Below are 12,937 nucleotides of genomic sequence, written 5' to 3'. Positions count from 1 at the left end.
TGTTGCATTTTTATCACACTAAAAATGCTAAATTTAAAAGTATATTTAGTTATTTGCATATTTTAATATATAAGTTCTCTGTTTTTCGTTAATTTTACATTAGTTATGAAAATATTTTTAAATTTACTGGTATTATTAATTTTTGTTACTTCATGTGCCGAGCTGCCAGGAGGCGATGCTAGAAAAAACCCACCAAATCCAAGAGAAAGAGTAAAAAATAACTTAGAACAAGGTAAAGGCTTTAGGATAGGTACTGTTTTTAATAATCAGGGAGGAAATTTTCAATTTGCAAGTTCAAATGAATTGTGGAGAGCTTCTTTAGACGTGATCGATTTCATGCCTCTTGCTTCAGCTAATTACAGTGGAGGGATGATAATAACTGATTGGTATTCTGAAGGCAAAACCAATAATGAAAGTATAAAAATTACAATTAGATTTCTATCAAATGAGATAAGGTCAGATGCTTTAAATATTAAAGTTTTTTACAAAGTTTGTGAGAATAACATTAATTGTTCTGTTAGTGAAAAAAAAGGAACTCTTTCTAAAGAACTTCAAAAAGAAATTCTTAAATTAGCTGTAAGGTATAAAGAGAATAAAGATAAAGAAAACTTTAAACCATATACAGGCATTGATATTTTAGATTAAATAAAAAAACTAATTACCGTGGATAGATATAACTTCAAAATTGTTGAGAAAAAATGGCAAAAATTTTGGGAAGAAAATAAAACTTTTGTTACAAAAACGGACAAAAATAAAAAAAAATTTTATTGTCTCGAAATGTTTCCTTATCCGTCTGGCAAAATCCACATGGGACATGTTAGAAATTATACAATAGGAGATGTTTTAGCTAGATTTAAGAGTTTACAAGGTTTTAATGTTTTACACCCTATGGGATGGGACTCCTTTGGAATGCCAGCTGAAAACGCAGCCAGACAAAACAATTTAGATCCTAAAACTTGGACTGAAGAAAATATTAAAACAATGAAAGCTCAATTAAAAAAATTGGGTTTATCAATTGACTGGAGCAGAGAAATTTCAACCTGTACTCCCGAATATTACAAACATCAACAAAAGTTTTTTTTAGAACTATTTGATAAAGGATTAGTTTATAGAAAAGAACAATATGTAAATTGGGATCCTGTAGATGAAACTGTTTTAGCAAATGAGCAAGTAATTGATGGAAAAGGTTGGAGATCAGGAGCGAAGGTAGAGAGAAAAAAACTAAATCAATGGTTTTTTAATATAAAAAAATTTTCTGAGAGTTTACTAAAAAATTTGGACAAACTTAAAAAATGGCCAAATAAAGTTAAAGTTATGCAAAAAAATTGGATTGGAAAATCCTTTGGTTGTGAAATTAAATTTAAAATAGAATCTTCAAAAAATATTGATGAAATAAAATGTTTCTCAACTAGACCTGATACACTTTTTGGTCTCTCATTTTTAGCTCTTTCAATAGATCACCCTGTAGCTAAATTTTATGAAAATGATGATGAATTCATTAAGTTCAAAAAGAAATGTACCGCAACTGGAACAACAGAAGAATCAATAGCTAATGCCGAAAAAATTGGCTTTAAAACTGATTTAATTGCTACCAATCCATTAGATGAAGAAATGAAAGTACCTGTTTATTTCGCAAATTTTGTTTTGATGGATTATGGGTTGGGAGCAGTTTTTGGATGCCCAGGTCATGATCAAAGAGATTTAGACTTTGCCAGAAAATATAATCTAAATGTTAAAACTGTTGTTAAACCCAATATTGAAGATAAAGATTTTAAAATTGAAAACGAAGCGTATACAGGCCCAGGGTATATATTTAACTCATCTTTTTTAGATGGTCTAAGAGTTCCAGATGAATCTGTTACAGAAGCAATTAAATTCCTAGAAAAAAATAATCTTGGTGAGAAAAAAATTAACTTTAGATTAAAAGATTGGGGAATATCAAGGCAAAGATATTGGGGTTGTCCAATACCAATAATTTATGATGAAAAAAATAATCCGAAAAAAGTTCCTGAAGAAATGCTTCCAGTTCAACTGCCCCCAATTAAAAAACTAGAGGCAACTGGAAATCCATTAGATAAAGAAAAATCTTGGAAAGAGATAACCTTAGATAATAAAAAATATTATAGAGAAACAGATACATTGGATACTTTTGTTGACTCTTCATGGTATTTTTTAAGATTCTGTTCACCAAGAAATCAAAATTATGGTTTTTCAAAAGAAGATTTGGACTATTGGATGCCTGTAGACCAATACATTGGCGGTGTTGAACATGCTATACTTCACTTACTCTATTCGAGATTTTTTATGCAAGCATTAAATTTTCAAAATAATAACTTTTCTATAACAGAGCCATTTGAAGGATTGTTTACACAAGGTATGGTTTGTCACGAAACATATAAAGACGAAAATAACAATTGGTTATCACCAGATGAAGTAAAGTCTGTTAATGGTAAAAAAGTTTTAACAACTGATGAAAGTAAAGTAGTTTTTGTTGGTCCCTCAGAATCAATGTCGAAATCAAAAAAAAATACTATAGACCCTGAAAAAATAATTGAAAACTATGGAGCAGATGCAGTAAGATTATTTATTCTTTCTGACAGCCCTCCAGAAAAGGATGTTCAATGGTCAGAACAGGGCATAACGTCCTCTTCGAAATTCATCCAAAAAATATGGAAACTAAATTTAGAAATACACGAACAAATTCAAAGTAATCTAAAGAATGATTATAGTGAGGAGCTTGAAAAATTTACAAACAAATTTATAAAAAAAATGACAGATGATTTAGAAAATTTTCATTACAATGTATTAATTGCAAGCATACATCAAATGCACTCCTTTTTATCTAAGGAAATTAAAAAAGGATACACTAAGGAAACTTTAATAAAAAATTTTACAAAAGTACTTATTTCAATAAACCCTGTGCTGCCACATTTTTCTAATGAATGTCTTAAGATGCTAGGGAATAAAGAAGAAATAAAATGGCCAGCTTATGAAAAAAAATACTTAGAAAATGATATGGCAACAATTGTTATTCAAATTAACGGGAAAAAAAAAGGCTTACTCAAAACTAAAAAAGATCTAGAAGAAGCTGATCTATTTAAAGAAATAAAAATGGACACAAAATTTGCTAAAATTCTAAATAGTGAAAATATAAAAAAAAAGATCTATGTTAAAAATAAAATAATGAATTTTATACTTTAAAATGAAGATTAAATATTTAATTATAGCAGCTTTATTTTTCCTTCAAAATTGTGGATATACATCCATCTATAATAACTTGGAAAATACACAGTATAAAATAAATTTAATTGAAATTAAAGGTGATGATCCCTTAATAGAAAACTTTATTGCTTCAAAAATAAATAATATTTCGAAAAAAGATTCGAAAAATATAATAAATTTAAAAATTTCAAATAATGTGAAAAGAGAAATTTTATTAAAAAACAAAAAAAATGAAATTACTGACTATTTAATAAAACTACAAATTAAATTTGAAATTAAAAATGACAAAAACTTAAATAAATTATTTGAATTTAATGATAAAATAAAAATTGAAAATATTAGTGATCAATTTGAACTTGAAAAATACCAAGGCGAAATAGTTAAAAATTTTATAGATTTAAAAATAAATGAGTTTATTTTAAAAATTTCAACACTTTGATGATATTTAAATCCTATGAAATAAAAAAAATTAACTCTAACAATAAATTAATATTACTCTATGGAAAAAATGATGGGCTTAAAGAAGTAACTATTAAAGAAATAATAATTAAAAAATCAACAATATATCAATATGAACAGAACGAGATTTTAGAAAGAGAAGAAAATTTTTTGGAAGAATTTTATTCTCAATCCTTCTTTGACGAGGGGAAAATAATTATAATTAAAAGAGTTAATGATAAATTTACAAGTTTTGTTGAGAAAATTGACCCTACGAAGCTGGGAGAGATAAAAATTATTTTAACAGCTGAAATTTTAGAAAAAAAATCAAAATTAAGATCTAAGTTTGAAAAAGAAAAAAATTTAATTTGTATACCTTTTTATCCAGATACAGATCAAACTCTTATAAAACTAGCACATAATTTTTTTAGAGAGAGAAAAATATCCATATCTTCATCTTCAATAAACTTAATTATAAGTAAGATAAATAATGACAGAAAAACACTTATGAACGAATTAAATAAATTAGAAGTCTATTCACATAATAAAAAAAAAATTGATGAAAACGTAATTTCCAAAATAATTAGTATAAACGAAAATCATGAAACAAATGATTTAGTTAATAATTACCTAATTCAAAATCAAAAAAAAATCGTTTCTATATTAAATGAAAATCATTTTAATAATGAAGATTGTATAATTATTCTTCGAAGTTTATTAAATAAGTCTAAAAGACTATTAGATCTATCTAATAAATATTTAAAAAATAACGACCTTCAAACAACACTTGAAAGCGCAAAACCGCCAATTTTTTGGAAAGAAAAAGATATTGTTAAAGAACAAATATCCAAATGGAAACCCGAGGATATAAAAACATTAATTTGTAAACTAAGTGAAATTGAGCTTATTATTAAAAAAAATGTTAATATCTCTATAAATGTAATAACTGATTTTATTTTACAAAAAGAAATTAATAATTAGACTTTATTATATCGACTAATCTATTTAATTGATCTAAATCTTTATATTCTATAGCTATTTTTCCTTTATTTCTTTTGTTATTCTGAATATTAACATTTAAACCTATTTTGTTAGAAACTGACAATTCAAGTGCAATAATATTCGTATCTTTAATCAATTTTGATTTATTTCTATTTTTGAAAATTTTAACAAAATTTTCTGCTTGTCTTACAGATAGCTTTTTTTCAATAATTTTTGTTGCAACAAAACTAGCATTTTCAAGCCCAACTAAAATTTTAGCATGACCAGCAGTTAACTTTTGCATTTCAATTAATTTTAATACATCCTCTGGCAAACTTAAAAGCCTTAAAGAATTACTAATATGACTTCTGCTTTTCCCAATAAACTTTGACACTTTTTCTTGATCATAATAAAACTCATCAATCAATCTTTTATAGCCTTGAGCTTCTTCAAGAGGATTTAGATCATGTCTTTGTACATTTTCAACAATCGCAAATTCTAATGATTTCAAATCATCTGCTTCAGTGATAACAACAGGTACATTGTGAAGTCCAGCCCTTTGTGCTGCAAGCCACCTTCTCTCTCCAGCTATTATTTCAAATTTTGTATTGTCATCATTTGATTTTCTAACAATGATGGGCTGTATCATTCCTCTCTCTTTAATTGAATTTGTTAAATCAATTAAATTATTTTCATCAAATACTTTTCTTGGTTGATATTTATTAGGAACAAGATCGCTAATTTGTAACTGGTTTGTTTGAGGCTCTACTTTTGCTTCACCAATCAAAGAGGACAAACCTCTTCCAAGGCCTTTTTTAATTTTATCCATTAAGCGGCACTCCCTATTGTTAACTCTTGATTAATAAATTCATCAGTGAAATTAAAATAAGACTTACTGCCTGGACATGATTTGTCATAAATTAGTACTGGCATCCCATGAGAAGGTGCTTCCGACAATCTAACATTTCTAGGTATTACAGTTGAGTAAACTTTTTCACTAAAATAATCTCTAGCTTCTTTCTCAACTTGTGAAGATAACTTATTTCTTTTATCGTACATCGTTAAAAGTATTCCTCTGATTTTTAAATCTGGATTTAAACTTACTTTTATTCTTTCAATTGTTTTCATTAACTGTGTTAGACCCTCAAGAGCAAAAAATTCTGTCTGTAAAGGGACCAATAGAGATCCAGAACACACTAAAGCCATTACAGTTAACAAGCTGAGCGATGGTGGGCAATCAATTAATATGTAATCGTAGGATGCTCTAGAAGTGTTTAAATAAGCGGTTAATTTACGCTTTAAAATAAATGCCCTGTTGCTATCATCAGCTGTTTCAACCTCTAGACCCGATAAATCTACATTAGATGTAATTAAATCCAAATTTTCAAACTGTGTTTTCTTGATTACCTGATAAATTTCTTTAGTTCCGTTCAATACACTATAAATTGTATCACTTGAATTTTCGATGTTAGATAATCCAAGACCTGTAGTTGCATTTCCCTGAGGATCTAAATCAATAACTAAAATTTTTTTTTCCAATTGTGATAGTCCAGCTGCAAGATTTATGACTGTAGTGGTTTTTCCTACCCCACCCTTTTGATTTATAACAGAAATAATTTGCATTTAATTTAATTTAAAATTCATTTAATTTTTTTTTCAATTTTTTTTTCAATTTTTTTTATATTTATTAAAAATGAATCTTTACTTGTTAAGCTTTTCTTTTCTATATAATTCAAGTTCCATTTTTTTTTTGAATTTTCAAAGACTTTTTTTCCATTTTCTCCCATAAAGAAAATTAAATTTTTATATTTCGAAAAATTTTCATAAACCAAATCTAAAACAACTGGCATAGGTTTAAATGCTCTCGACATAATTGTTCCTGTCTCTAAATTTTTTATCTCAAAAATATTTTTTTGAAAAACTTTTGTATTTAAATTTAATTTTTCTGAAACTTCTTTCAAAAAATGGCTTTTATGGTAGCTTTTTTCATATAGATGCACATTCATTTTATTTTTCATGTTTTTTAATATAATTGCCACTATAATCCCGGGTAAACCAGCTCCAGAGCCTAAATCTATAGTTGTATTGCAATTTAAATCAATAAAATCAATTATTTGTGCTGAATCTATAATATGACGCTCAATTATCAAGTTTTTTGATGCTGTGTTTTTACCAATTATGTTAATTTTTTTATTTTTTTCAAGAATCATAGATACATAGTTTTCAAAGTCTAAAAATGTTTCACGTGAAACATTTAGATGATTAAGTCTAGAGTACGAATTTAAAATTTCTTGATCCATTAAGCTATATGCTTAATAGACTTTCTTTTAACATGTGACAACAAAATATATGCAGCTGCTGGGGTTATTCCATCAATTCTAAGCGCTTGTCCCATAGTTTTTGGCTTTATTTTCTTAAATTTAGCTTTTACCTCTTTGGATAAACCTGAAAGTCTGTCATAATTAATTTTATCAGGAATAATTAGATTTTCATCTCTCTTAAAAGCTAAAATATCTGCTTTTTGTTTCTTTAAGTATCCCCTGTAATGGGCATTAATTTCCATTTGTTCATCAATTTCTTTACTAAAAAATGGTATATCAGGCCAAATTTCTCTAATTTTATTCATACTTACGTCCTTTTGAGTTAACACTTCATTTGAAGACCTCAATATTCCATCTTTCGCTATTTTAATCCCAAATGTTTCTGCTTTAGATGGTGAAATATTAGATTTATTCATTTTTAAATTAATTTTTTCAATTTTTTGGCATTTATCTAAGTATAAAGCTTTTCTTTCTTCTCCAATTAACCCTATTTCTATTCCCTTAGCTGTTAACCTTTGATCTGCATTATCAGCTCTCAAACTTAATCGATATTCTGCTCTTGATGTAAACATACGGTATGGCTCGGCTACTCCCTTAGTAACTAAATCATCAATCATTACTCCAATATAGGCATCAGATCTATCAAGAATAAAAGGCTCAAAATTTTTAACAGATAAAGCTGCATTAATACCAGCAATAAGTCCTTGTGCAGCTGCTTCTTCATATCCTGTTGTTCCGTTAATTTGCCCAGCAAGATAAAGATTCTTTATCTTCTTAGTTTCAAGGGTCAAAAATAGTTCACGTGGATCTATATAGTCATATTCTATAGCATATCCTGGCCTAATAATAATAACATTTTCTAAACCATTGATATTATTACATATTTCTTCTTGTACTTCAGCCGGGAGCGAAGTAGAGATCCCATTAGGGTAAATTGTGTGATCATTAAGCCCTTCTGGCTCTAAAAAAATCTGATGACGAGCTTTATCTGCAAATTTTACTATCTTATCTTCTATAGATGGACAGTATCTTGGACCTACTCCTTTTATATTACCTGAGTACATTGCACTTTTAGATAAATTTTTTTCTATAATTTTATGGACCTTCTCATTGGTATAAGTCATTCGACACGACACTTGTTTGTTTAAATTTTTTTTAGTTAGGAAAGAAAAAAAATAAGGATTATCATCTGCAAATTGTTCTTCAAGGTTTTCGAAATTTATCGTTCTTGCATCTAATCTTGGGGGCGTTCCGGTTTTTAATCTTCCAATTTTAAAATCATATTTTGCTAATTGTTCACTTAAACCTGTTGATGGTTTTTCATCATACCTACCTGCTGGTGTTCTTTCATCACCTATATGTATCAAACCATTTAAAAAAGTTCCTGTAGTTAGTATTAACTTGTTGCACAATACCTTTTTACCTTCTTTAGTTTCAAAACCATTTATAGTATTTTTATTAAAAATAAACTTTATTACAGGGTCTGAAAAAATACTTAAATTACAGTAGTTTATAAGTTTTTCTTGCATAAATTTACGATAAAGCGCTCGGTCTGATTGAGTTCTTGGTCCACGTACAGCTGGACCTCTGCTTCTATTTAATAATCTAAATTGTATGCCTGATTTATCTGCAACATCTCCCATAACACCATCCAGTGCATCTATTTCTCGAACTAAATGACCTTTGCCCAATCCACCAATTGCAGGATTGCATGACATCTCACCAATAGTTTCTATTTTATGTGTGAACAGGGCAGTGTTAACTCCTAGTCGAGCAGAAGCAGCGGCTGCCTCACATCCTGCATGACCTCCACCAATTACAACTACATCAAATGACAAATCATTTTTCATGGATTGAATTTATATGTGAATACATAATTTACAAGACAGGCTTAATTTTTTGTAAATTAGCGCTAATTATCAATGATTTTGGAATAAAAATGTCTAAAAAACAAGAAAAATAGGGGATTATTTACCGATGCAAAAATCGTTGAAAATACTACCTAATATCTCCTCTACATCAACTTTTCCAACGATCATACCCAAATGTCTAGTAGCTAATCTTAAATCTTCTGCTGCTTTATCAAAATCTTCTATTTCTTTTTTTTGATTAAAGTTATTCAAATGATCTAAACACTGTTCCAAATGTTGTCTGTGTCTTTCTCTAGTAATTAAAATATCATCACTAGTTATAAATTTATTTTTTAAATTATTTTTTATTTTTGAAATTAGTTCATCAATATTTTTATTATCTTTAATTGAGATTAAAACATGATTTATATTTTTAATTTCTGAATCAATTTCTTTTTCTAAAAGATCAGACTTGTTTACAACTAAAATTGCATTTTCATCTAATAAACCCTTCAAAACATCTGTAAAATCAAGGCTTTTTGCATCTACCACTACAAGCTTTAAATCTGCTTCTTCGGCCCTATTTAAAGATAATTTAATACCTTTTTTTTCTATCTCATCTTTAGATTCTCTGATTCCTGCTGTGTCAGATATTATTACGGGATAACCATCTATATTAAGATGAGTTTCTATAACATCTCTTGTGGTACCGGCTATTTCAGAAACAATTGCAACATCTCTATTTGATAAATAATTTATTAAACTAGATTTCCCTGCATTAGTAGGTCCAAGAATTGCAATCTTAAAACCTTCCCTAATTCTTTCTCCAACTTTTTGATCATTCAAAATCTTTTTTATTTTTTGAATAACTTCATTTGAATCATTTTTAATTTCATCTAAAATATTCTTTGGCAAATCTTCATCCGGAAAATCAATTTTAGCTTCAACATGAGACAAAATTTTTAAAAGTTTTTCTCTTAAAAAATTAAATTGATCTGCAGACTTACCATTCATAATTTTTATTGCTTGTTGTCTTTGAATTTCTGTTTCAGATGAAATAAGATCAGCTATACTTTCTGCTTCTAATAAATTTATTTTTCCATTTTGGAATGCAAGTTTAGTAAATTCGCCTGGTTCTGCTAATCTACAATTTTCAATTTGAGAAATGGAAGAGTGGAGGGCGTCTACTACAGCTTTACTACCATGAACTTGAATTTCAGCCATATCTTCACCTGTGTAGCTGTGAGGCCCAGGAAACCATAGTATTATACCTTCATCAATTAACTCAGAAGTGTTGATTTTATTGATTTTTCTTAATGTTGCTATTCTTGGTTTCGGCAGCTCTTTATCAGTTAATTTCTTGATGACTTTCGAAGTTTCTTTTCCCGAAACTCTGACCACGGCAATACCTGAGATACCAGGTCCACTTGATAAAGCATAAATAGTCATAACGAGATTATAGCTTCTAAATAAATTTTGTGTAAAATTTAATTATGATTATTTGGCTTGCTTCTTATCCCAAAAGTGGAAATACATGGGTTAGATCGATTATCTCATCTTTATTATATTCTACTGATGGAAATTTTGATTTCAGTTTAATTAAAAAAATAAAACAATATCCTACAGAGGAGCATTTTGAACAATTTACAACTAATTTTGATGACCTGGATGAAATTAAAAAATATTGGATTTTATCACAAGACAAAATAAATTTAGATAATCAAACCAAGTTTTTAAAAACCCATCATTTGAATTGCAAGATTGGTGATTTTAGTTTTACAAACAAAGATAACACTCTAGCAACAATATACATAGTCAGAGATCCACGAAATTTGGTGAGCTCAATTTCAAATCATTTTGATTTCTCATTAGAATATTCTAAAAATTTTATTCTTTCACAAAGATTTCTAGGAGGGAATAAAGCTCTGAGTAATTTAGACAAAAAAAATCTACCAACTATTTTGGGTAGTTGGAAGGAACACTATAAATTTTGGAAAAATAAAAATGATAATTATCTCTTAATTAAATATGAGGATTTAATCGATCAACCAAAAATCGAACTTGAAAGAATAATTTCTTTTTTAAAAAAATATGTTCCAATTCAAACAGATGAAAAAAAAAATCAAAAAATTCTTGATAGCACTAGTTTTGATAAACTAAAAAATCTTGAAATATCAGGAATTTTTAATGAAAATGCTTATCGTGCACCAGGTCAAAAAATACCTTTTTTTCATCTTGGACCAAAAAATAAATGGCAGCAACTCATTGAGAGAAAAATTACGAAAGAATTAGAGTTAAAACTTGAAAACGAAATGAAAGAGTTGGGTTATTTGAAGTAAATAAAGTTAATTTATTAAGACGGTTTGTTCATTGAGTTAAAGAACTCTGCATTATTTTTTGTATCTTTTAATTTTGAATTTATAAACTCTATTGCATCCATAGTTCCCATAGGAGCGATTATTCTTCTTAATACATTCATTTTCTGTAAGTCATTTTTATCAAACAAAAGCTCCTCTCTTCTTGTTCCAGACTTTGTTATGTCAATTGCAGGATAAATTCTTTTGTCTGCAATTTTTCTATCCAGAACTGTTTCACTATTACCTGTTCCTTTAAATTCCTCAAAAATAACTTCGTCCATTCTACTTCCCGTATCTATCAAGGCAGTAGAGATAATAGTTAATGACCCACCTTCCTCAATATTTCTTGCTGCACCAAAAAATCTTTTTGGTCTCTGAAGTGCATTAGCATCTACACCTCCTGTTAAGACTTTTCCTGAACTTGGTATTACTGCGTTATAAGCTCTTCCTAATCTTGTTATTGAATCTAATAAAATAACAACATCTTTTTTATGCTCGGTTAATCTTTTAGCTTTTTCTATGACCATCTCAGCAACAGCAACATGCCTTTGTGCTGGCTCGTCGAATGTGGAACTAATTACTTCACCTTTTACAGTCCTTTGCATATCTGTAACTTCTTCAGGACGTTCATCTATCAATAAGACAATAAGGTAACATTCCGGATAGTTTTTGGCTATTGAGTTTGCAATGCTTTGTAAAATCATAGTTTTTCCAGCCTTAGGTGGTGAGATAATTATTGATCTTTGACCTTTTCCAATTGGACTAACTAGATCAATTAATCTTGGGGTAAGGTCTGGTTTTTTTTCTACTTTAGTTTTTTCAATCTCCATCACCAATTGTTTGTCTGGATATAATGGCGTTAAGTTATCAAATGCAATTTTATGTCTTGCTTTTTCTGGCTCTTCAAAATTTATTTTGCTTACTTGTAATAACGCAAAATATCTTTCACCTTCTTTGGGAGCTCTGACTGGCCCTTCAACAGTATCTCCCGTTCTCAAACCAAATTTTCTAATTTGGCTTGGACTAACATATATATCATCTGGTCCTGGGAGATAATTAGACTCCATTGCTCTAAGAAAACCAAAACCGTCTTGCAGTAACTGCAAAACACCAACACCGGTTATCTCCTCTTTTTCTGCAACTTTTTTTAGAATAGCGAAAAGGATTTCCTGCTTTCTCAGTGTACTAGCATTTTCAATACCAAGCTCTTCTGCCTGTGTAATGAGCTGTTCAGATGATTTGAGTTTTAATTCTTGAATGTTCATGATTAGTTTGTTGATAAGGACTTACCAGTTTATTTAATATATATAGTGTTTTTGTTATTTCAACCCTAGATTGGCTTAAAAATAGCTAAAAATACAACAATAATTAAAATTAAGGTTGGAATTTCATTAATAATTCTAAAAAATTTTGAAGATCTAGCGTTTGTTCCATCTTTTAGTGCAATTAGACATTTGCCCAAATATTCATGATAAATTGACAGAAGTAATACTAGCACTAATTTAATTTGAATCCATAAACTCGAAAAAACATCAAAGCCAATTAAATAAATTAATATTAATCCGAACGCCCATGTTAGTAACATAGCGGGACGCATAATATAATTGTATAATCTCTTCTCCATCAAAATAAAAATATCAGTGGTTTCTTTTTTTTCTTTATTTTCAACATGATAAACAAAAATTCTTGGTAAATATAAAAGACCAGCCATCCATGAAACTACCGCTATTAAATGTAAAGATTTAAACAGTAAATATGTATTCATTAA

At 28.5% G+C, this 12,937-nt stretch carries 12 protein-coding genes; 5 read left to right on the top strand and 7 right to left on the bottom strand.

Translation table 11 applies throughout. The features are described 5' to 3' along the window. The first annotated feature begins 105 nt into the window (after positions 1–105). From ACTTAX_RS05530 to holA, 4 genes are read left to right on the top strand one after another with little or no spacing between them, the layout of a single operon-like run. Positions 106–645, top strand: a complete 540-nt coding sequence (locus tag ACTTAX_RS05530; RefSeq protein ID WP_440693494.1) for a DUF3576 domain-containing protein — start codon at positions 106–108, stop codon at positions 643–645. 18 nt (positions 646–663) lie between these two features. Continuing rightward, positions 664–3,201: a leucine--tRNA ligase gene (gene leuS, locus ACTTAX_RS05525; RefSeq protein ID WP_440693493.1), complete on the top strand. Its 2,538-nt coding sequence runs from the start codon at positions 664–666 to the stop codon at positions 3,199–3,201. A gap of 1 nt (position 3,202) precedes the next feature. Continuing rightward, positions 3,203–3,661, top strand: coding sequence for a hypothetical protein (locus tag ACTTAX_RS05520; protein WP_440693491.1), 459 nt, complete (start codon positions 3,203–3,205; stop codon positions 3,659–3,661). Continuing rightward, a complete protein-coding gene (gene holA / locus ACTTAX_RS05515; RefSeq protein WP_440693489.1) occupies positions 3,661–4,641 on the top strand; it encodes a DNA polymerase III subunit delta in 981 nt (326 codons plus the stop codon). Before ACTTAX_RS05520 ends, holA begins: the two co-directional genes overlap by 1 nt. Here the strand turns inward: holA and ACTTAX_RS05510 are convergent. From ACTTAX_RS05510 to mnmE, 5 genes are all read right to left on the bottom strand, one after another. Further along, the gene (locus tag ACTTAX_RS05510) at positions 4,631–5,470 is read right to left on the bottom strand and encodes a ParB/RepB/Spo0J family partition protein (RefSeq protein WP_440693487.1); all 840 of its coding nucleotides are present in this window, start codon (positions 5,468–5,470) and stop codon (positions 4,631–4,633) included. The genes holA and ACTTAX_RS05510 overlap by 11 nt on opposite strands. Beyond that, positions 5,470–6,264 carry a ParA family protein gene (locus ACTTAX_RS05505; protein WP_440693485.1) on the bottom strand — a complete coding sequence of 265 codons (795 nt, stop codon included), beginning with the start codon at positions 6,262–6,264 and terminating at the stop codon, positions 5,470–5,472. The genes ACTTAX_RS05510 and ACTTAX_RS05505 overlap by 1 nt, the downstream gene beginning before the upstream one ends. A gap of 17 nt (positions 6,265–6,281) precedes the next feature. Beyond that, the gene (locus tag ACTTAX_RS05500; RefSeq protein WP_440693483.1) at positions 6,282–6,941 is read right to left on the bottom strand and encodes a 16S rRNA (guanine(527)-N(7))-methyltransferase RsmG; all 660 of its coding nucleotides are present in this window, start codon (positions 6,939–6,941) and stop codon (positions 6,282–6,284) included. Continuing rightward, positions 6,941–8,812, bottom strand: a complete 1,872-nt coding sequence (gene mnmG / locus ACTTAX_RS05495; protein WP_440693481.1) for a tRNA uridine-5-carboxymethylaminomethyl(34) synthesis enzyme MnmG — start codon at positions 8,810–8,812, stop codon at positions 6,941–6,943. The genes ACTTAX_RS05500 and mnmG overlap by 1 nt, the downstream gene beginning before the upstream one ends. 117 nt (positions 8,813–8,929) lie before the next feature. Next, complete coding sequence (gene mnmE, locus ACTTAX_RS05490) at positions 8,930–10,261, bottom strand: tRNA uridine-5-carboxymethylaminomethyl(34) synthesis GTPase MnmE (protein ID WP_440693479.1); 1,332 nt, start codon at positions 10,259–10,261, stop codon at positions 8,930–8,932. Between the two features lie 44 nt (positions 10,262–10,305). Here mnmE and ACTTAX_RS05485 point away from each other — a divergent pair, with 44 nt between their 5' ends. After that, positions 10,306–11,151 carry a sulfotransferase domain-containing protein gene (locus ACTTAX_RS05485; RefSeq protein ID WP_440693477.1) on the top strand — a complete coding sequence of 282 codons (846 nt, stop codon included), beginning with the start codon at positions 10,306–10,308 and terminating at the stop codon, positions 11,149–11,151. 14 nt (positions 11,152–11,165) lie between these two features. Here the strand turns inward: ACTTAX_RS05485 and rho are convergent, their stop codons facing one another. After that, complete coding sequence (gene rho, locus ACTTAX_RS05480; protein WP_440693475.1) at positions 11,166–12,434, bottom strand: transcription termination factor Rho; 1,269 nt, start codon at positions 12,432–12,434, stop codon at positions 11,166–11,168. A gap of 65 nt (positions 12,435–12,499) precedes the next feature. After that, a complete protein-coding gene (gene hemJ, locus ACTTAX_RS05475; RefSeq protein ID WP_440693473.1) occupies positions 12,500–12,934 on the bottom strand; it encodes a protoporphyrinogen oxidase HemJ in 435 nt (144 codons plus the stop codon). Between the last annotated feature and the right edge of the window lie 3 nt (positions 12,935–12,937).

Origin of the sequence: Candidatus Pelagibacter sp. HIMB1695, from assembly GCF_052047655.1 — a bacterium.
GTDB lineage: Bacteria > Pseudomonadota > Alphaproteobacteria > Pelagibacterales > Pelagibacteraceae > Pelagibacter.
The sequence above is the reverse complement of the archived record's forward strand: the minus strand, read 5'-3'. Positions and strand labels throughout refer to the sequence as shown.